This is a genomic window from Streptomyces africanus, assembly GCF_002150735.1.
Classification (GTDB): Bacteria; Actinomycetota; Actinomycetes; order Streptomycetales; family Streptomycetaceae; genus Streptomyces; species Streptomyces africanus.
Genome location: NZ_MUKA01000080.1, coordinates 14,681 through 34,356, shown reverse-complemented (window position 1 = coordinate 34,356; position 19,676 = coordinate 14,681). Strand labels below are relative to the sequence as shown.

The 19,676-nt window shown below is 71.5% G+C and carries 19 protein-coding genes; 11 read left to right on the top strand and 8 right to left on the bottom strand.

All coding sequences use genetic code 11. The annotated features are described in order from the left end of the window. Positions 1–24: 24 nt before the first annotated feature. Positions 25–255 carry a hypothetical protein gene (locus tag CCL05_RS12835; RefSeq protein WP_086560640.1) on the bottom strand — a complete coding sequence of 77 codons (231 nt, stop codon included), beginning with the start codon at positions 253–255 and terminating at the stop codon, positions 25–27. 58 nt (positions 256–313) lie between these two features. Here CCL05_RS12835 and map point away from each other — a divergent pair, with 58 nt between their 5' ends. Continuing rightward, complete coding sequence (gene map, locus CCL05_RS12830; protein ID WP_086560639.1) at positions 314–1,171, top strand: type I methionyl aminopeptidase; 858 nt, start codon at positions 314–316, stop codon at positions 1,169–1,171. A gap of 67 nt (positions 1,172–1,238) precedes the next feature. Here map and CCL05_RS12825 read toward each other — a convergent pair whose 3' ends face one another. Further along, on the bottom strand, positions 1,239–1,883 hold the full coding sequence (locus tag CCL05_RS12825) for a PhzF family phenazine biosynthesis protein (protein WP_086560638.1): 645 nt from the start codon (positions 1,881–1,883) through the stop codon (positions 1,239–1,241). A 190-nt stretch (positions 1,884–2,073) separates the two neighbouring features. On the opposite strand from CCL05_RS12825, the gene efeO reads away from it, so the two are divergent. From efeO to CCL05_RS12805, 4 genes are all read left to right on the top strand, one after another. Beyond that, positions 2,074–3,222, top strand: a complete 1,149-nt coding sequence (gene efeO, locus CCL05_RS12820; RefSeq protein WP_086560637.1) for an iron uptake system protein EfeO — start codon at positions 2,074–2,076, stop codon at positions 3,220–3,222. A gap of 14 nt (positions 3,223–3,236) precedes the next feature. Then, positions 3,237–4,481, top strand: coding sequence for an iron uptake transporter deferrochelatase/peroxidase subunit (gene efeB, locus CCL05_RS12815; protein ID WP_086560636.1), 1,245 nt, complete (start codon positions 3,237–3,239; stop codon positions 4,479–4,481). A gap of 5 nt (positions 4,482–4,486) precedes the next feature. Then, positions 4,487–5,332, top strand: a complete 846-nt coding sequence (gene efeU, locus CCL05_RS12810; protein ID WP_086560635.1) for an iron uptake transporter permease EfeU — start codon at positions 4,487–4,489, stop codon at positions 5,330–5,332. 368 nt (positions 5,333–5,700) lie between these two features. Then, positions 5,701–6,702, top strand: a complete 1,002-nt coding sequence (locus CCL05_RS12805) for an SCO2278 family lipoprotein (protein WP_086560634.1) — start codon at positions 5,701–5,703, stop codon at positions 6,700–6,702. Between the two features lie 29 nt (positions 6,703–6,731). Here CCL05_RS12805 and CCL05_RS12800 read toward each other — a convergent pair whose 3' ends face one another. Continuing rightward, a complete protein-coding gene (locus tag CCL05_RS12800; protein WP_086560633.1) occupies positions 6,732–7,466 on the bottom strand; it encodes a bifunctional DNA primase/polymerase in 735 nt (244 codons plus the stop codon). Between the two features lie 210 nt (positions 7,467–7,676). Between CCL05_RS12800 and CCL05_RS12795 the strand changes: the two genes are divergently transcribed. After that, positions 7,677–8,633 (top strand): glycerophosphodiester phosphodiesterase, encoded by a 957-nt coding sequence (locus CCL05_RS12795; protein WP_086560632.1) that lies wholly within the window; start codon positions 7,677–7,679, stop codon positions 8,631–8,633. On the opposite strand, the gene CCL05_RS12790 is transcribed toward CCL05_RS12795, so the two are convergent. Beyond that, on the bottom strand, positions 8,612–9,253 hold the full coding sequence (locus CCL05_RS12790) for a TetR/AcrR family transcriptional regulator (RefSeq protein WP_086560631.1): 642 nt from the start codon (positions 9,251–9,253) through the stop codon (positions 8,612–8,614). The two genes, CCL05_RS12795 and CCL05_RS12790, sit on opposite strands and share 22 nt — an antisense overlap. A gap of 108 nt (positions 9,254–9,361) precedes the next feature. Between CCL05_RS12790 and CCL05_RS12785 the strand changes: the two genes are divergently transcribed. Together CCL05_RS12785 and CCL05_RS12780 are read left to right on the top strand one after the other, a co-directional pair. After that, a complete protein-coding gene (locus CCL05_RS12785; RefSeq protein ID WP_208641477.1) occupies positions 9,362–9,571 on the top strand; it encodes a DUF6243 family protein in 210 nt (69 codons plus the stop codon). A gap of 116 nt (positions 9,572–9,687) precedes the next feature. Further along, a complete protein-coding gene (locus CCL05_RS12780) occupies positions 9,688–11,079 on the top strand; it encodes a S28 family serine protease (protein WP_086560629.1) in 1,392 nt (463 codons plus the stop codon). Here the strand turns inward: CCL05_RS12780 and CCL05_RS12775 are convergent. Beyond that, complete coding sequence (locus CCL05_RS12775; protein WP_086560628.1) at positions 11,025–12,011, bottom strand: small ribosomal subunit Rsm22 family protein; 987 nt, start codon at positions 12,009–12,011, stop codon at positions 11,025–11,027. The genes CCL05_RS12780 and CCL05_RS12775 overlap by 55 nt on opposite strands. A 153-nt stretch (positions 12,012–12,164) precedes the next feature. Here CCL05_RS12775 and CCL05_RS12770 point away from each other — a divergent pair, with 153 nt between their 5' ends. After that, positions 12,165–13,403: an ABC transporter substrate-binding protein gene (locus CCL05_RS12770; RefSeq protein WP_158102446.1), complete on the top strand. Its 1,239-nt coding sequence runs from the start codon at positions 12,165–12,167 to the stop codon at positions 13,401–13,403. Between the two features lie 27 nt (positions 13,404–13,430). On the opposite strand, the gene CCL05_RS12765 is transcribed toward CCL05_RS12770, so the two are convergent. Then, entirely contained in the window at positions 13,431–14,627 is a 1,197-nt protein-coding gene (locus CCL05_RS12765; RefSeq protein ID WP_425275912.1) for a serine hydrolase domain-containing protein, read from the bottom strand. After that, the gene (locus CCL05_RS12760; RefSeq protein WP_086560626.1) at positions 14,558–15,877 is read right to left on the bottom strand and encodes a multidrug effflux MFS transporter; all 1,320 of its coding nucleotides are present in this window, start codon (positions 15,875–15,877) and stop codon (positions 14,558–14,560) included. Before CCL05_RS12760 ends, CCL05_RS12765 begins: the two co-directional genes overlap by 70 nt. Positions 15,878–15,962: 85 nt before the next feature. On the opposite strand from CCL05_RS12760, the gene CCL05_RS12755 reads away from it, so the two are divergent. Continuing rightward, a complete protein-coding gene (locus CCL05_RS12755; RefSeq protein ID WP_086560625.1) occupies positions 15,963–16,997 on the top strand; it encodes a Gfo/Idh/MocA family protein in 1,035 nt (344 codons plus the stop codon). Positions 16,998–17,004: 7 nt separating this feature from the next. On the opposite strand, the gene CCL05_RS12750 is transcribed toward CCL05_RS12755, so the two are convergent. Then, entirely contained in the window at positions 17,005–18,645 is a 1,641-nt protein-coding gene (locus CCL05_RS12750) for an alkaline phosphatase D family protein (RefSeq protein WP_086560624.1), read from the bottom strand. A gap of 133 nt (positions 18,646–18,778) precedes the next feature. Between CCL05_RS12750 and CCL05_RS12745 the strand changes: the two genes are divergently transcribed. Next, positions 18,779–19,537, top strand: a complete 759-nt coding sequence (locus CCL05_RS12745; RefSeq protein ID WP_086560623.1) for an SDR family oxidoreductase — start codon at positions 18,779–18,781, stop codon at positions 19,535–19,537. Positions 19,538–19,676: the final 139 nt, after the last annotated feature.

The window sequence follows — 19,676 nt, the reverse complement described above, 5'->3', positions numbered from 1 at the left end:
GCGCGCGCAGCCGCCGGGATGCGCCTACTCCTCGTTACGGCCGCCCGCCGGGGCGTCGTGCCACTTGGGGTCGTTCTCCCACTGCAGGTTGCGTGCGCGGGCGGTCTCCATCGCGTGTTCGGCTTCCGTGCGGGAGGCGTACGGGCCGAACCGGTCCTTGTTGGGGCATTCCGGCCCCTCCTCGACCTTTTTGTGTTCCAGGCAGTAGTACCACTCACCCGGTTTGCCGACCGTCCGCTTCTTGAACAGGGCCATGACCAGCTCCTCTCGCCATCGTCATGTTCCCCCATGGCCGCTGGTTAGACTCGCTGGCATGTCTGGCCAGTCGCTGCTCGTACCGGGGGAGCTGTCCCCCACCCGTCCCGTGCCCGGAAACATCCGCCGCCCCGAGTACGTCGGCAAGCCCGCGCCGACGCCGTACACCGGACCGGAGGTGCAGACGCCCGAGACGATCGAGGCGATGCGGCTCGCCGGCCGGATCGCCGCCCGGGCGATGGCGGAGGCCGCGAAGCTGATCGCCCCCGGGGTGACCACCGACGAACTGGACCGGGTGGCGCACGAGTACATGTGCGACCACGGCGCCTACCCCTCGACGCTCGGCTACCGGGGCTTTCCGAAGTCGCTGTGCACCAGCGTCAACGAGGTCATCTGCCACGGCATCCCGGACTCGACCGTCCTGCGCGACGGCGACATCGTCAACCTGGACGTGACGGCGTACATCGGCGGCGTGCACGGCGACAACAACGCCACCTACCTGGTCGGTGACGTCGACGAGGAGTCGCGGCTGCTGGTGGAGCGGACCCGGGAGTCCCTCGACCGGGCGATCAAGGCGGTCAAGCCGGGCCGGCAGATCAACGTCATCGGCCGGGTCATCGAGTCGTACGCCAAGCGCTTCGGCTACGGGGTGGTCCGGGACTTCACCGGCCACGGCATCAACTCGTCGTTCCACTCGGGCCTGATCATCCCGCACTACGACAGCCCGCACGCGACGACGGTCATCCAGCCGGGGATGACGTTCACGATCGAGCCGATGCTGACGCTCGGGACGCACGAGTACGACATGTGGGACGACGGCTGGACGGTCGTGACCAAGGACCGCAAGCGGACGGCCCAGTTCGAGCACACACTGGTGGTGACGGACTCGGGCGCGGAGATCCTCACGCTGCCGTAGACCGGCCGGCGGGGACAGGCGGTACTCCGGATCGGCGGTCCCGGTGTCGATCTCGCGCGCGCCCGGGTCAGCGTTCGAGGCGCACCCGGCCGCCGACCTCGGTCCAGCCGCCCGGCTGGGGTGCGGTGAGGATCTGGGAACCCGCGCCCTGGGTGATGTTGAGGGCCCGGCCGAGCCGGTCGGTGAGCAGCAGGGCCGCCGCCCCGGTCGCCTCGTCCTCGTCGATCCCGTCCCCGCGCCCGGGGAAAGCCCGGGCCCGCACCCGTCCGGCGGGCTCGTCCTGCCACGCCCAGGCGTACACCCACTCCCCCGGCGGCGGCACGGCCAGGCCGTCGACCTCGGCGGCGCTGCCGTACTGCCGCAGGGTGCGCTGCGGCACCCACTCCGCCCGCGCCTCGATCCAGCAGAACTCCCCGTCCTGCCGGGCACCGACCACCCCGGCGGGTGTGACCAGTTCGGGCACGTCGAGCAGCCAGGCCGTCCCGACACACGGGTGCCCGGCGAAGGGCAGGCGCAGGGTGGGCGTGTAGATGTCGATCACCCCGCGCTCGGGGTCGTCGACGAAGACGGTCTCGCTGAACCCGAGCTTCGCGGCGAACGCCTGCCGCTCGCTCCGCCCGGGCAGCACGGAGCCCTCGCGTACGACACCGAGTTCATTGCCGTATCCACCGTCCGGGCCACAGAAGACGCGGAGCACGTCGTAGTCAGTCACGGGGGCATTCAAACATCGCCCGGGCGGCCAGGTCGTCCCAGGCGGCCGAGCAGCACCGGCCGTCGGCCGATCCTCCCGAAGCGCGACTTTTGACCTCCCCTTGACTAGTTCATGGCAGCGATTTTGAGCCACTCAGGTAATCCTTATCTGGCTTAGGTGAGCCTCACCTTCCCCGTAACCTGGAGCTTTCATGCGACCCGCCAGCCCTGTATCCGTCGTGATCGCCGCAGCGGCGGCTCTGACCGCTGTCACCGGCTGTACGGAGAAGAGCAACGCCAAGGACGGCGACCATGTGGTCCACGTGACGGCCACGGACGACAAGTGCGAGGTGTCGAAGAAGGAGTTCCCCGCCGGGCACGTCGAACTGGCCGTCGAGAACAAGGGTTCCAAGGTCACCGAGGTCTACGTGCTCTTCCCCGACGACCGCGTGGTCACCGAGCGGGAGAACATAGGCCCCGGCACCAAGCAGCGGGTCACCGCCGAGGTGAAGGCCGGCGAATACCAGATCGCCTGCAAGCCCGGCATGAAGGGCAAGGGCATCCGCCAGGCCGTCAAGGCCACCGGCGGCAAGGCGGTCAAGCGCGACCCGCGCCTGGACGAGGCCGTGGCGGCCTACCGCGCCTACACGCAGGAGCAGGCCGACGGGACCCTGCCCAAGGCCGAGACCTTCGCCCGGGCCGTCAAGGACGGCGACCTGGACGCCGCGAAGAAGGCCTACGCGCCCTCCCGCATCGGCTGGGAGCGCACCGAGCCGGTCGCCGAGTCCTTCGGCGACATCGACCCCAAGGTCGACGTCCGCGAGGACGGCCTGGAGGCCGGCCAGGACCCGGCGAAGGACTGGACCGGCTGGCACCGCCTGGAGAAGGCCCTCTGGCAGGACAAGAAGATCGGCGACCGGGAGAAGGAGCTCGCCGACCGGCTCATCACCGACCTGAAGGACTGGCAGGAGCGGGTCGGCAAGGCCGACATCACCCCGACCTCGATGGCCAACGGCGCCAAGGAACTCCTCGACGAGGTCGCCACCGGCAAGGTCACCGGCGAGGAGGAGCGCTACTCGCACACCGACCTGGTCGACTTCAAGGCCAACGTCGAGGGCGCGCAGAAGTCCTACGAGCTGCTGAAGCCGGTCGCGCAGGAGAACGACAAGGCCCTCACCACGGAACTGGACAAGCAGTTCGCCACCTTGAACACGCTGCTCGACAAGTACCGCCCGGACACGACGTCGTACGACTTCACCTCCTACGACAAGGTCGGCAAGGCCGACCGCAAGGAGCTCTCGGACGCGGTCAACGCGCTGGCGGAGCCCCTGTCGAAGCTCGCCGCCGCCGTCGCGAAGTAGAGGGGCCGCCCGCCATGACGGACAACGACACCCCCTCCCACTCCCCCTCCCGGCGCGCCCTGCTCGGCTGGGGCGGCGCGGGCCTGGCCCTCGGCGCCGCCGCGGCGGGCGGAGCCGTGGCGATGGCCCGCACCGACGACGAGCCCGCGCCGGACACCGGAACCGCGATCGCCTTCCACGGCCCGCACCAGGCGGGCATCGCCACCCCGGTCCAGGACCGGCTGCACTTCGCGGCGTTCGACGTGACGACCGACGACCGGGCGGAGTTCGTCCAGCTGCTGAAGGACTGGACGGAAGCCGCCCGCCGTATGACGGCCGGGCGCCCGGTGGGCGAGGGCGGCTTCGGCGGCCTCCCCGAAGCGCCCCCGGACGACACCGGCGAGGCCCTGGACCTCAAGCCCTCCCGCCTGACCCTCACGATCGGCTTCGGCCCGAGCCTCTTCGAGAAGTTCGGCCTGGCGGAGCAACGGCCGGCCGCCCTCGTGGACCTGCCGAAGTTCGCGGGCGACAACCTGGACAAGAACCGCAGCGGGGGCGACCTGTGCGTCCAGGCCTGCGCGGACGATCCGCAGGTCGCCGTGCACGCCGTCCGCAACCTGGCCCGCATCGGCTTCGGCAAGGTCGTCATCCGCTGGTCGCAGCTCGGCTTCGGCAAGACGTCGTCGACGACACCCGAGGCGCAGACGCCGCGCAACCTGATGGGCTTCAAGGACGGCACCCGCAACATCGCGGGCACGGAGACGGACCGCCTGAAGAAGTTCGTCTGGGTGGACGACACGGACGACCCGGCCTGGATGCGGGGCGGCTCCTACCTCGTCGCCCGCCGCATCCGCATGCACATCGAGACCTGGGACCGCACCTCGCTCCAGGAGCAGGAGGACATCTTCGGCCGGGACAAGGGCGAGGGCGCCCCGGTCGGCAAGGCGAAGGAGCGCGACGAGCCGTTCCTGAAGGCCATGAAGCCCGACGCGCACGTCCGGCTCGCACACCCCGACGCCAACCACGGGGCGACGATCCTGCGCCGCGGCTACTCCTTCACCGACGGCACGGACGGACTGGGCCGCCTGGACGCGGGCCTGTTCTTCCTGGCCTACCAGCGCGACGTCCGCAAGGGCTTCATCCCGATCCAGCGCAACCTGGCCACGGACGCGCTCAACGAGTACATCCAGCACGTGGGTTCGGCGCTCTTCGCCATCCCGCCGGGCGTCCGTGACAAGGACGACTGGTGGGGCCGGACGCTGTTCTCCAAGGAGGCCTGAGCCTGTTGTTCTCCAACTACCTGATCGGTCTGCGCGAGGGCCTGGAGGCGAGCCTCGTCGTCTGCATCCTCATCGCCTACCTGGTCAAGACGGACCGCAGGGACGCGCTGCGCCCGATCTGGATCGGCATCGGCATCGCGCTCGCCCTCGCGCTCGGCTTCGGCTGCGCCCTCGAATTCGGCTCCCAGGAGCTGACGTTCGAGGCGCAGGAGGCCCTCGGCGGGTCCCTGTCGATCCTCGCGGTCGCTCTGGTGACGTGGATGGTGTTCTGGATGCGGCGCACCGCCCGGCACCTGAAGTCCGAACTGCACGGCAAGCTGGACGCGGCCCTCGCCATGGGTACGGGCGCGCTGGTCGCCACGGCGTTCCTGGCGGTGGGCCGGGAGGGCCTGGAAACGGCCCTGTTCGTCTGGGCGTCGGTCCACGCGGCGAGCGACGGCAGCCCGCGTCCCCTTCTCGGCGTCGCCCTGGGCCTGTTGACGGCGGTCCTCCTGGGCTGGCTGTTCTACCGGGGCGCCCTGCGCATCAATCTCGCCCGGTTCTTCACCTGGACCGGCGGCATGCTGGTCGTCGTCGCGGCGGGTGTACTGGCGTACGGCTTCCACGACTTGCAGGAGGCCCGCTTCCTGCCGGGCGAGAAGAACCTGGCGTTCGACATCAGCGACACCGTCGATCCGTCCAGCTGGTACGGCACCCTCCTGAAGGGCATCTTCAACTTCCAGCCCGACCCGACGGTCCTCCAGGTCACGGTGTGGCTGCTGTACCTGATCCCGACCCTGGCCCTGTTCCTGGCCCCGACGGACTTCGGACGCCGCCGGACGACACCGACACCGGTACGCGACAAGGTCTGACGCCGCTGAGGCGGGGGCGCTGCGCAACTCGGCGCGACGAGGTGCCGCTGCGCCCACCCGTGCCGCCTGGGGGCACCTCCCAGGCCCTTAAGGCACTGGGGGAGGCACGACTGCCCGCAGCTACGGCGGCCACGACGCACCCGCGGTCGCCTACGGCGGCAAGGGGACGTGCCGGGGGGTGTCCGCCCGCAGCGGTTGGCGCGTCAACGCCAGTCAGTCGGTATCCGACCCCATCGCGCCGTTCCGAGGACGGACACCCCCCGGCGCGGCCCCGACCCACGAGCCAGCCGCAGGCGCAGACCCCCCGCCCAACCGCCGGAGGCACCCGGTAGGGTTCGCCTCCGGAAAGGGGAAGGTGAAGGAACCCGATGAGCAGGGATCGCGACCCTCGAACGCTCCGCAGGTCCGCCCGGAGCGCCCTCATAGCAGCCTCGGTGACCGCTTTGTCGTTGACGGCGAGCGGATGCGTCGTGGTGCACGGCGAACGGGAGATCCTCCCGTCCACCACCCGCGCCGAAGCCGCCAAGGCCCTCCAGGAGTTCACGACCGCGTACAACGCGGCCGACGAGGCCTACGACGCCTCCCTGGACGCCGACCACACCACCGGCGCCCTGGCCGACATCGACTCGGCACGCCTGAAGGCCGGCAAGACGAACAACCCGGACGGCAACCCGAACCACACGCCCCTGAAGCTGACGGACGCGAAGTACACGATCCCCAAGAAGGCCGGCTGGCCCCGCTGGTTCCTCGTCGACGCGGCCGGCAACAAGGGCGGCGCCGCCCGCTGGCTGCTCGTGTTCACCCGCAGCAGCCTGGACGACCCCTTCCAGGTCGCGTACCTCACCCTCGTCGCACCGGGCAAGGTCCCGCAGTTCAAGAAGGACGCGAACGGCTGGGCCGAGTCCGTCCCGGTGAACTCGTCCGGCCTGGCCGCCACCCCCCGCGACCTGAGCCAGGACTACACGGCCTACCTCAAGAGCGGCGGGGACACCTTCGCCGACGGCTCCCACACCAGCCAGTGGCGCGCCCTGCGCGCGAAGAACGCCAAGAAGCCGGGCCTGGTCACCCAGTACATCGACGAGCCGCTGACCAACGGCGACTACCAGCCCCTCGCCCTGCGCACGGCGGACGGCGGCGCACTGGTGTTCTTCACGACACGGCACTACGAGAAGCAGACGGCCTACGCGGGCACGACGTTCCCCATCCCCAACAAGGACGTCCTCGCGCTGACGGACGGCGAGGTCAAGCAGTCCCTCCTGATGGAGTTCGTCTCCAACGAGGTGGCCCTGGACCCGCCGAAGGGCAGCGGCAGCCCGAAGGTGACGATCCTCGGCCGGATCCAGGGAATGACCTCGGCGGAGGGCTCGTAAAGGCAAGGCAGGACCAAGCCCGGGTCGGCTCAGTGCCGCAGCGGCCAGGCCGCCCCGGCGTGGTCGGCGTCCTCACCGGCGTACCGGGCGCAGGCCTCGGTGAGCGTCTCCAGCAGGGTCAGCGGATCCGGCAGCGGATGCTCGGGACCGCGCACCCAGTGCACCGTCTGGTCCTCGCCGGGCAGCCGCGCCGGCGGTACGAGGACGTAGGAGCCGCGGCAGTGCCACCGCAGCCCGGGGTGCTCGTCCATCGTCTCGGGGTGGCAGTCCAGTTCGCACGGCCACCACTCGTCCTCGTCCTCGGGCGTCCCGCGCGTGAGGGTGAAGAACAGCATGCGGCCGTCGTCGCTCTCGGCGACGGGCCCGACCTCGACACCTGCGACGAGCAGCCGCTCCAACGCACTGCGACCGGCATCCAGGGGCACGTCGAGGACGTCGTGCACCATGCCGGTCGCGGTGATGAAGTTGGCCTGCGGCTGATGGCGGGCCCAGCGTTCGATCTGGGCGCGGTCGGTGGTCGACTGCGTCTGCCAGGCGAAGGACACCGGGTGCCGGGCCGGGGTGGGACAGCCGACGCGGTCGCAGGAGCAGCGGTAGCCGGCCGGGTGGGCGGCGGGGGCGAGCGGCAGTCCCGCTCCGGCGGCGGCGAGCAGCAGGGCCTCCCGGCCGCCGTCACCGGCGGTCTCCTTGGGCCGGCGCCCGGCGCGCAGCCACTGGGTGAGTTTGCCCTGTAGGCCGGTCCTGCCGCCGTACTCCGCGCTCATCTATCCCCTCGCCTCGCTGTCGTGCGGAACAGCATGCCTTATGGTCCCATCTTGCCGCGCGCCGGGGGGCCAGTGCCCACATCCGGGGCAGGAGGGCCGAGACGGGTACCGGTGGGGCGAGGCATATGCCCGCAGGGCGAGAGGTACTCCGCACCGTGATCGGGTGTCATTGCCCGCTTTGCCATGACATGGCGCCCTACCGTAGTCGCCATGGTCACAAGGATCGCGCTGACGGGCCTCGCCTCCGCGGTTTCGGTGGTCTCGCTGACCCTCACGGGACCGGCCGGCGCCGCCCCGGTCCTGCCGGCGGGCATCCGTCCGCCCGCGGGGCGCACCCACCCGCTGGAGTGGGGCACCGGCCCGCTGACCGTGGCCGCGCTCCCCCGGATCACCTACGTCGCCCACCGCGGCGGCGCCCGCGAGGTCCCCGAGAACAGCATGACGGGGCTGGCGGCCGCATACGAGCGCGGTACGGCGCACGTGCTGGACTTCGACACGCGGCTGCTGCGGGACGGGACGCCCGTGGTGTTCCATGACGAGACCCTGAACCGCACCACCTACCTCGGCGGCGAGGTGCGCGGACTCGACGCCCGGGAGTGGCAGGGCGTACGGCTGCGCCCGAAGGACGAGCTGCCCGGCAGCTGGCGGTCGGAACGGCCGCCGACGGTCGCCGAGGTGCTGGACCGTTTCGGCGGGCGGATCGTGCTGATGCTGGAGGCGAAGGACCCGCGCAGCCTGAACCGGCTGGCCGGGTTGATCCGGGCCCGTGGCCTGACCCGCTCGGTGTTCGTGAACTCCAACGACCCCGAGGTGGCCCGGCGCGTCCACCGTCTCGGCCTGCTCACGCAGTTGTGGCGCTCGGCGCGGCAACTGCGCACGGACCGTCCGGAGCGCTGGCGGTCGTTCGTGGACCTGCTGGACGTGGACCACCGGGCGCGTGACACGGATCTCGCGCGGGCGGTGCGGTCGGGGATCCGGCGGGTGTGGGCGCACACCGTGGTGACGGACGCGCAGCGGGACCGCGTCCTGGCGCTGGGCTGCGACGGCGTGATCACGGACGCGCCGGGGCGCCTCGCGCGGGCCGATCGGCGCGGCTCTCAGCGCGGCCCTCGGCGCGGCTTTCAGCGCGGCTTCCTGCGCGGCTTTCAGCGCGGCGCGAGGCCGTGAAGGGCGTAGTCGACGAGGGTGTCGGTGTACTCGTAGGAGATCGGGCCCGTGTGCTGGAGCCAGCGCTGGGCGAGCGGGGAGATGAAGAACTCCAGGGCGATGCGCGGGTCGATGTCGGGCCGCACCTGCCCGGCGTCCTGGGCGGCACGCAGCCGGCCGATGTAGAGGTCGAGTGAGGGCTGCATCAGCTTGGCCACGAGCTCGCGGCCGAGCTGCTCGTTCACGACGCCCTCGGCGGCCAGCGCGCGGGACGGCGCCTCGAACCTCGGGTCGCGCATCTGGTCGACGGTGGCGCGCAGGACGCCCTTGACGTCGGCGGCGAGGTCGCCGGTGTCGGGGAAGGCGTACGGCACCGGCCCCGCTTCCCGCAGGGACTGCTCGCCCAGGTCCAGGAACGCCTCCATCAGCACGTCCGCCTTCGACGACCACCAGCGGTAGATCGTCTGCTTCCCGACGCCGGCGCGGGCGGCGATGCCCTCGATGGTGGTCTTCGGGTAGCCGACCTCGACGACGAGCGCGAGAGCGGCTTCGTAGATGGCGCGACGTGACTTCTCACTGCGCCGGGTGGAGTCGGGGGCGGGCTTGCCGGGGGCGGACTGGGCGGACTTCTGTGCGGCCATGGCTCGAATTTATCAGGTTGACAAGACGGAGCGTCTCGCGGACAGTGGAACACCACGTACGAGACGAACCGTCTCGTCGCGGAGGAGAGTCAGGAAAGGAACCCCCACATGACCCGAGGCGGAGCCGGAAACATGCTGGGTGTCGGCGGATCGCGCCAGAAGCTCGGCCGCAAGGCGCTGCGCGGCGGCGGCCGGGGCGGCCGGATCGGCGGCGGCCTCGATCCGCAGGCCCAGAAACGCGAGTTGCTGCGCAAGCTTCAGGAGAAACGGCAGCAGCAGGAAGGACAGGAGGACCGTACGACCGACAAGTCGTCGTGAGCCTCCCCCGCGGGGGGGAGGCGGTCCCCTCGCGCGCGGGATCCTCCCGGGACGTCCGGCGGATGTACTGAAGCGGCCGAGAAACCGCGGCCGACGGACACCCGGGAGGACTCACGATGCGCGTATGGACGAGACGACGACTGCTCACCTCCGCGGCGACGGCCGCCTCGGCGGCGGGTCTCGCCGCGACGACGGCCTTGCCCGCCCGGGCGGCGGCCGGGGCGGCCCGTCCCGGTACCGGCGACATCGCGGACGCGCTGCGGGCACTGCCCGGCCTGCGGCTGATCGAGGAGCGGCAGGACGCCGAACCGGGCTACCGGCACTTCGTCCTCGGCCTGCGCCAGCCGGTCGACCACACGAACCCCGCGGCCGGCACCTTCGAGCAGCGCCTCACCCTGCTGCACACCGCCGCCGACCGGCCCATGGTGCTCACCACCACCGGCTACCACGCCGTCCTCACGCCCTGGCGGAGCGAACCGACGATCCTGCTCGGAGCCAACCAACTCCAGGTGGAACACCGGTACTTCGGCGCCTCGCTCCCTGCCGGGCCCGGCTACGCCCACCTCACGATCCGCCAGGCCGCCGACGACCACCACCACGTCGTCCGCCTCTTCCGCAGGCTCTACCCGGGCGCGTGGATCTCCACCGGCAGCAGCAAGGGCGGCATGGCGAGCGTCTACCACCGCCGCTTCCACCCCCACGACGTGGACGGCACGGTGGTCTACTCGGCGCCGAACAACGTCGACGACCGCGACGACTCCGCCTACCTCCGCTTCCTGGAGACCGTCGGCACCGCCCCCGACCGCGAGGCCGTCAAGGCCGCCCAGCGGCAGATGCTGCTGCGCCGGGCCGAGATGGTCGCCCGCTACGAGGCCTGGGCGACCGCCCAGGGCGACGCCTTCCGCATCATCGGCAGCGCCGACCAGGCGTTCGAAATCGCCGTGCTGCGTGTGCTGTTCATGTTCTGGCAGCGCGCGACGCCGACCGACGTCGCCGCGATCCCCGGCCCGGAGGCGACGACCGACGAGCTGTACGCGTGGCTGGACCAATGGGCGGGGCTGTCCCTGTACGCCGACACGGCGGCGCGGCGGTACGTCCCGTACTGGTACCAGATCGGCACGCAACTGGGGTACGGCGATGTCCCCACCGCCCACGTGGCGGACCTGCTGCGCCACCCCGACGGCATCGCGGCGCGCAACTTCGTCCCCAGGGACATCCCCATGGTCTTCGACCCGGCGGCCATGCCGGACATCGACCGCTGGGTCCGCCGCCGCGGCAGCCGCATGCTGTTCGTCTACGGCACCCAGGACCCCAGCGTGGCCGAGTACTTCCACCCCGGCGGGGCCGACTCACGGGTCCTGTGGGTGCCGGACGGCAACCACAGCGTCGACATCGCCGCCCTCTCCCCCGCCGACCGGGCGTCGGCGCAGGAGGCGTTGTCCCGCTGGGCCGGTCAGGGTGCCGGAGGCCAGGCGTCGCCCCAGTCCGCGTCACGGGCCGCTTTGTAGAGGTCGCCGTGGCGTTTGGTGACGGTGGTGCGGTGCAGGGACGGTTCGGTCTCGCACAGGTCGAGGAGGACCTGGCCCTTGCGGATCTGCGGGCGCCGCACGACACGGGAAGGTGACGGGGTGACGGGGAAGCGGGCGGCGGCGACGTAGCTGAACTTCTCGTCCTCGTAGGGGAGGGAGCCGCCCTTGACCTGGCGGTGCAGGGAGGAACGGCTGACCCGGGCGGAGAAGTGGCACCAGTCCGTGCCCGGCGCGATGGGGCAGGCGGCGCTGTGCGGGCAGGGGGCGGCGACGTGGAAGCCGGCGCCGACCAGCCGGTCGCGGGCCTCGATGACGCGGGCGTAGCCGTCCGGGGTGCCGGGTTCGACGATCACGATGGCCTGGGCGGCGGCCGCGGCGGCGTCGACGAGGGCGGCGCGGTCGGCGGCGGTCAGCTCGTTGAGCACATAGGACACGGTGACGAGATCAGTGCTCTCCAGGGTGAGCGCCGCTCCGATCCGAGAGCGCTGCCACCGTACGTCCCGCAGGGCCGGGCCGGCCGCGGCGATCTCCCGGCCCAGGGCGAGCGCGGGCTCGGCCCAGTCGAGCACGGTGACGGGCCGCTCCCCGCCCCAGGTCGCGCTCACCGCCCAGGCCGCGGCACCCGTACCGCCGCCGACGTCGGTGTGCGATCCCGGCACCCACGCGGGCGCGGCCTCGGCGAACGCCTCCAGCGCCGACCGCACAGCCTCGAAGGTCGCGGGCATCCGGTAAGCCGCGTAGGCGGCCACATCCGCCCGGTCCCGCAGGATCGGCGCGTCGGTCGGGGTGGCCCCGCGGTAACTGGCGATCAGCCGCTCGACCGCCTGCGCGGCCTGCCGGGGCGGCAGCCCGTCGAGCAGACCGGCGAGGGCGGCGCGGAGGGTTTCGGCCGGGGGTGCGGGGGCGTTCACCCGGCGATTCTACGAGGGCCCCGAGCCCGGGGACTCACCCGTCCGGACCGGTTCTCCGGCGAGCCGCCCGGACGGTGAGCACTGACGGGCGTGCCCAGGTGAACCATGCCATAATCCGTGCATATGCCCCCAAAGGGGAAGTCTGGACATGCCGTGAAAGGGCCGCTCACCGCACTGCGGGCAGCCGTCGCCCTGGCACTGGCCGGGACGCTGGTGATGGCGTGCGGCGCCGACGGTGGCGACTCGAAGCCGTTGACCTGGTCGATGTGGGCCGACGGCGGTGAGGAACATCAGGTCTGGCGTGAACTCGCTGACCGTGTGTCCCGCGACGATCCGCAGATCACGATCAAGCTGGAGACCTCGTCCTTCGACGACTACTTCGCCAAACTCGGCACCCGTTTCGACAAGGGCGACGCGCCCTGCATCGTCTCGATGCAGTCACTGCGCACCGCGGGCTACACCCAGGGCATGCTGCCGCTCGACGATCTGATCGCCAAGAACAAGTTCGATGTGACGGATTTCGACAAGTCCATCATGAAGGGGCTGAGTGCCAACGGGAAGCAGTACGCGCTGCCGTACGACTTCGGCCCGGTGATCCTCACATACAACAAGGGCATGTTCCGCAACGCCGGGGTGCCGGAGCCCAAGCCGGGATGGACGCTGGCCGAGTTCGAGTCGGTCGCACACAAGCTGACCGGAGACCGGAAGTACGGGTTCGTGGCGGCGCCTCAGGATCTGTGGATGTTCCCCATGGTGCTGACCAGGACCGGTGCGCAACCCACCGACGCGGCGGGCAAGCTGCGACTGACCACCGCCGCCATGACCAAGGGCGTGCAGTGGTACGCCGACCTGGCGGCCAAGGAGAAGGTCGCTCCCCACCTGCCCAAGTCCGGTGCCGCGTTCTTCGCCGAGCGCATGTTTCTCAGCGGCGACGTCGCCATGAGCGCCAGCGGGCCGTGGGCGCTGCTGAACCTGAAGAACCAGGCCGGCTTCCAGGTGGGCCTGACCACGATTCCCGCCGGCCCGGACGGAAGCAGGACGTACTCGGCCGGTTCCGGATTCGGCATCTCCAAGTCCTGCCCGGACCCGGAGCGGGCGTTCAAGGCGATCACACTGATGACGGCCAAGAAGCAACTGGAGTGGCTCGGCGGGGTGGGACGTGCCTATCCGTCACGTGAGTCGGCCCAGCACGCGTGGTACGAGAGCGCCCATCTCGCCGGCGCCCGAGAGGTCCTCGAAGCCGCCAACGCCATGTCGATTCCGCTGCGCACGACGAAGAACTGGGAGCAGGTCAACCGCCTGCTCAACCAGTACGGGGCCCAGCTCTTCAACGGGACGAGTTCCGCGGAACAGGTCCTGGAGCAGGTGCAGAGACAGGCCGGACGCGGCTGAGGGCCGGTCCCTGCAGTCCGGTCGCTCTCACATCCCCCGCAACGCCCTGGCCACCCGCGACCCCGCCGCCGCCCTCGGCGCGCTGTCCGGGTGGCGACGACGAGGATGGACCGCGTTGGTGAGGAGGATGAGGAACGTCTCCGTCGCCGGGTCGAGGACGAGGGACGTGCCCGTGAAGCCCGTGTGGCCCGCCGCGCCGCGGCCCGCCAGGTCGCCCATGAACCACCGCTGGTCGATGGAGAAGCCCAGGCCGGGCGGGGTGAAGAGGAGTTCGACGAAGTCGGGGCCGAGGATGCGGGCGGGGCCGTAGGAGCCGCCGGCGAGGAGGGTGCGGCAGAACACCGCGAGGTCCCGGCCCGTGGAGAAGAGGCCCGCGTGGCCCGCCACTCCCCCGAGCGCCCAGGCGTTCTCGTCGTGCACCTCACCCCGCAGCATCCCCCGGTCCGCCTTGGCCCACGGCCGCCGCTGGTCCTCCGTCGCCGCCGCCCCGGGGCACGGCCCGAACTCCGTCGCCGTCATGCCCAGCGGCCGGGTGATGCCGTCGCGGAAGAGGACGTCGAGCGTGCGGCCGGTGAGGCGTTCCAGGAGGTGCTGGAGGAGCAGCATGTTCAGGTCGGAGTAGCGGTACGTGCCCGGTGCCCCGACCGGCGCTTCCGCCTGCAGCGCGGCCAGCCGCCCGGCGTCGTCGGCGCAGTCGTACAGGGGGAGGTCGGGTCGCAGCCCGGAGGTGTGGGTGAGCAGCTGCCGTACGGTGATGCCGTGCCGGGCGGCCGCCGTGAAGTCGGGCAGGTACGCCCCCACCCGCGCGTCGATGCCCAGGGTGCCGCGCTCGATCTGCTGCACGGCGGCCACGGCTGTGAACAGTTTGGTCAGGGACGCGAGGTCGAAGGGGGTGTCGACGGTCATCGGGACCCGGTCCTCGGCGGGCAGTTCCACGCCGGTGTCGGTGTCCTCGTCGTAGGCCGAGTACCGCACGGCCCAGCCCGCCGCCTCCTCCACGGCGATCACCGGGCCGCGGCCGACGACCAGGACCGCGCCCGGCGCCCAGGGGCGCCGGCCGGTGGTGAGGACGTGGACCTCCCGGACCAGGTGACGCAGTTCCCCGCGGTCGAGCCCGGCCCGTTCCGGCGTGCCGTGGCGCAGTCGTGGTGCGCTCAGCTCCCTGCTCCCTCCACGCTCGCGCGCCTGCCGTCCGTCTTCCCGTCCGTCTTCCAGGGTCGGCACATTCCCACGAAGCAGGCCAGTGCCACCAGGGCCGCGGCCAGTTGGACGACGGCCATCGGGACGGCCGTGTCCTCCCCGGCGACGCCGACGAGCGGGGAGGCGACCGCGCCGATGAGGAACGACGAAGTGCCGAGCAGGGCGGACGCGGAGCCGGCGGCGTGCTTGGTGCGCATCAGGGCGAGTGCCTGGGTGTTGGGCAGGGTGGTGCCCATCGCGGACATCAGGACGAACAGCGCGACGGCGACGGGCGCGAGAGAGACCTCGCCGAACACGCCCAGGGACATCAGCAGCAGCGCGGTCGCCGCGGTGATGACGATGGTCAGGCCGATCCCCAGGACGCGGTCCAGGCTGACCCGGCCGACCAGGACCTTGCCGTTGATCTGGCCGACGAGGACCAGCCCGACCGAGTTGACGCCGAACAGCAGGCTGAACGTCTGCGGGGAGGCGCCGTAGATCTCCTGGATGACGAACGGGGACGCCGAGATGTAGGCGAACAGTGCGGCGAAGGCGAAGCCGCCGGTGAGGGTGTAGCCGGCGAAGGAGCGGTCGGAGAGCAGGCCGCGCATCGCGTGCAGGGCCTCGCCGACGCCGCCGCTGTGGCGCTGGGCGGGCGGCAGGGTCTCGGGCAGCCTCGTCCAGACCAGGACCCCGATCAGGATGCCGATGGCCGTGAGGACGACGAACACGCCCCGCCAATCGGTCACGCGCAGGACCTGCCCGCCGATGAGCGGCGCGACGATCGGGGCGACCCCGGAGATCAGCATGAGGGTGGAGAAGAAGCGGGCCATGGCCATGCCGTCGTACAGGTCGCGGACGACGGCCCGGGCGATGACGATCGCGGCGGCGCCCGCGAGGCCCTGCGCCAGCCGGAAGGCGACGAGGAGTTCGACGGTGGGCGCGAGCGCGCACAGGACGGTGGCGACGACGAAGACGCCGAGCCCGGCGAGCAGGGGGCGGCGGCGTCCCCAGCGGTCGCTCATGGGCCCGACGACGAGCTGGCCGAGCGCCATGCCGGCCAGGCAGGCGGTGAGGGTGAGCTGGACGGTCGCGGCGGGGGCGTGCAGGGAGCGGGTGACCTCCGGCAGCGACGGGAGGTACATGTCCATCGCCAGCGGAGGTACGGCGGTCAGGCTTCCGAGGAGGAAGGTGACCAGGAGCCCGGTGCGGCGGTGCGCTGTGAGGCCGGGGGGCTCCGCCCCGGCTGCGGCCCCCTGCGCGGTGTTCGGTATGGACGCCCCACCCTCGGGCATGAGTCCCTCCCTTTTCGAGTCGATCGCCACCTATGCTCTCAGCTCGTACGGGCTGCTCGGGTTACGAGGTGAAGGCGGGGCGGGAATGACGGCGGACACGGTGCGGTGGGGCATCCTGGCGACCGGGGGGATCGCGGGCGCGTTCACCGCGGACCTGATCGACCTGCCGGACGCGGAGGTCGTGGCGGTGGCGTCCCGGTCGGAGGCGTCGGCGAAGACGTTCGCGGAGCGGTTCGGGATCCCGCGGGCGTACGGCGACTGGGACGCGCTCGCCCGGGACGAGGACATCGATGTCGTCTACGTCGCCACCCCGCACACGGCGCACCGGACCGCCGCCGGTCTGTGTCTGGCGGCCGGGCGGAACGTGCTGTGCGAGAAGCCGTTCACGCTGAACGTGCGCGAGGCGGCGGAACTCGTCGCGCTGGCGCGGGAGCACGGGCGCTTCCTGATGGAGGCGATGTGGATGTACTGCAATCCGCTGGTGCGGCGGCTGAAGTCGCTGGTCGACGACGGCGCGATCGGCGAAGTGCGCACGGTCCAGGCCGATTTCGGGCTGGCCGGGCCGTTCCCGCCCTCGCACCGGCTGCGGAACCCCGAGCTGGGTGGGGGCGCGCTGCTCGATCTGGGCGTGTATCCGGTGTCGTTCGCGCAGCTGCTGCTCGGGGAGCCGTCGGACATCGCGGCGAGAGCGGTGCTCTCCGATGAGGGCGTCGATCTCCAGACGGGAGCAGTGCTCTCCTGGGAGAGCGGCGCTCTCGGCTCGGTGCACTGCTCCATCGTGGGCGGCACGGCGACCTCCGCCTCGGTCACCGGCTCCCAGGGCCGTATCGACATCCCGCACGGCTTCTTCTTCCCGGACCGCTTCGTACTGCACCGGGACGGCCGCGACCCCGAGGAGTTTACGGCCGACCCGGCGGACGGGCCCCGCAACAGCCTCCGGCACGAGGCCGCCGAGGTGATGCGCGCCCTGCGCGCCGGCGAGACCGAGTCCCCGCTCGTCCCGCTCGACGGCACGCTCGCCGTGATGCGGACGCTCGACGCCATCCGGGACCGTGTCGGCGTCCGCTACCCGGGCGAGACCCCGGACGAGGACCTCACGGCCGAGCTCACGCCGGCTTGAGCCCCGCTCACGCCGGCTTGAGCCCCTGCTCCCCCACCTCCGTCACGAAGGACGCGGCCGTCGCGACCGGCGCCCCCTGCCGGGTCACGTACGGCACGGTCTTGAAGTCGGCCCGCGCCGACTCCCGTCCCAGGGCGACCGTGACGTAGCCGCGCCGCCCGTTGAAGAACTTCAGGTGCGGGTTGGCGGACGTGTAGGTGTCCCAGGTGGCGGGCTTGTCGGCGCCGTCCCGGCCGCTGGAGATCGACGTCGCCACGATCTCGGTGCCGAGCGTCGCGGAGTTCTGGTCGTCGAAGTCGTCCTTGATGTCGAAGGCGTACGCCGCGTGCACGTCGCCGCTGAACACCATCAGGTTCTCCACGCCGGCGGCCTTCGCCCCGTCGAGGACGCGCCGGCGTGAGGCGCTGTAGCCGTCCCAGGCGTCCATCGACACCCGCGACGGAGTGGTGGCGTCCATGTGCCGCCGGGCGAACAGGACCTGCTGCGGAACGAGGTTCCACAGCGCCCGCGAGGAGCGCCAGCCGTCGAGCAGCCACCGTTCCTGCGTCGCCCCGGTCATGGTGCGCGCCGGGTCGTCGGACTCGGGCCCGGGGACGTGCGCCTTGTCGCCGTAGGCCTGGTCGGAGCGGTACTGGCGGGTGTCCAGGACGTCGAACTGGGCGAGCCGGCCCCAGTGCAGCCGGCGGTAGAGCCGCATGTCGGGCCCGGCGGGGCGCTGCGGCTGCCGCAGCGGCTGGTTCTCCCAGTAGGCGCGGTAGGCGGAGGCGCGGCGCAGCAGGAACTCCTTCGGCGGGACGCTGTTCTCGGGGATGTCGTCGGCGTAGTTGTTCTCGGTCTCGTGGTCGTCCCAGGTGACGACGAAGGGGTGCGCGGCGTGCGCGGCGCTCAGGTCGGGGTCGGACTTGTAGAGGGCGTACCGCAGGCGGTAGTCCTCCAGGGTCAGGGTCTCGCGGTTGAAGAGGTCCGGCAGTGTGCGGTCGGTGTAGTTGCGCTGGCCGCCCACCGAGTTGACGGCGTACTCGTAGAGGTAGTCGCCGAGGTGGAGGACGAGGTCGACGTCGTCGGCGGCGAGGTGGGCATAGGGCGTGTAGTAGCCGTCGTGGTAGGCCTGGCAGGAGACGGCGGCGAGGGTGAGTTCCGGGACGCGGCTGCCGGGGTCCGGGGCGGTGCGGGTGCGGCCGGTCGGGCTGGCCCAACGGCCGGTGCGGAAGCGGTAGTAGTAGACGCGTCCGGCGTCCAGGTGGCTCACCTCGACGTGGACGGTGTGGTGGAACTCGGGGTGCGCGGTGGCGGTGCCGCGCCGGGCGATGCTGCGGAACCGCTCGTCGTGGGCGAGCTCCCAGTGGACGGTGACGCGTTCGTCGGGCAGTCCGCTGTCGGCCTGGAACGGGGCGGGTGCGAGGCGGGTCCACAGGATGACGGAATCCGGCAGCGGGTCGCCGGAGGCGACGCCCAGCGTGAACGGGTTGTCGGTGATCCGCGCGGCGTCGAGTTCGGCGGCGGCCGCGACTCCCGGGGACGGCAGGTTGGTCGCGAAGGCCAGCGCGGCGGCGGCGCCGGTGGCGGTGAGGAAGCGGCGGCGGCCGATGTGCCGGGCTGCCGCGCGGAGTTCGGGGGCGTGCTGGGACGGGTGTGCTGCGGGTGTCATCCGGTCCTCCCCTGACGAATGGCTGCAGGAGGCATTGGAGTGGCCGGGGACGTCACCTGGTTGACACGTACACAGCACTCGCATGACGAACGGATGAGTTCCGCATGGTGGGCCTCCCGTACGCTGCGGGCCCATGAATGCCAAGGAGAATGCGATCGCGGTGGTGACCGGGGCGGGATCCGGCATCGGCCGTGCGGTCGCCGTGGAACTGCTCCGTGCCGGCTGGTCGGTGGCGCTGGCGGGGCGGCGGGCGGAGACTCTGGAGGAGACGGCGGCCCTGGTGCCCGAGGGTGCCACTCTCGCCGTGCGGACGGACGTCTCGCGGCCCGAGGACGTGACCGCCCTGTTCGCCGCCACCGTCGAGCACTTCGGGCGGGTCGACCTGCTGTTCAACAACGCGGGCACGTTCGGGCCCGGCGGCGTGCCGGTCGAGGAGCTGCCCTACGAGGCGTGGCGGCACGTGGTGGACACCAACCTCAACGGGGCGTTCCTGTGCGCGCAGGCGGCGTACCGGCAGATGAAGGAGCAGGAGCCGCAGGGCGGGCGGATCATCAACAACGGTTCGATCTCCGCGCACGCGCCCCGCCCGCACTCGGTGGCCTACACCGCGACCAAGCACGCGCTGACCGGTCTGACCAAGTCGCTGTCACTGGACGGGCGGCCGTACCGGATCGCCGTCGGGCAGATCGACATCGGCAACGCGGCGACCGACATGACGGCCCGTATGCAGACGGGAGCCCTGCAGGCGAACGGCGAGGTCGCCCCGGAACCGGTCATGGACGTCGCCGACGTGGCCCGCACGGTCCGGCACATGGCGGAGCTGCCGCTGGAGGCGAACGTGCAGTTCGCGACCGTACTGGCCACGGCGATGCCGTACGTCGGGCGCGGCTGACCCGGGTACGTGCATTCGTCAACTCGTCAACCTGCACAAACGGAATGTGAACGTCCGCCCTATTGCGGCCAGTCGTGCGCTTATGCTCAAATCTCCTACACGAAAGCTTCACAGTTGGAGCAGACAGCTTCCGTCGGCC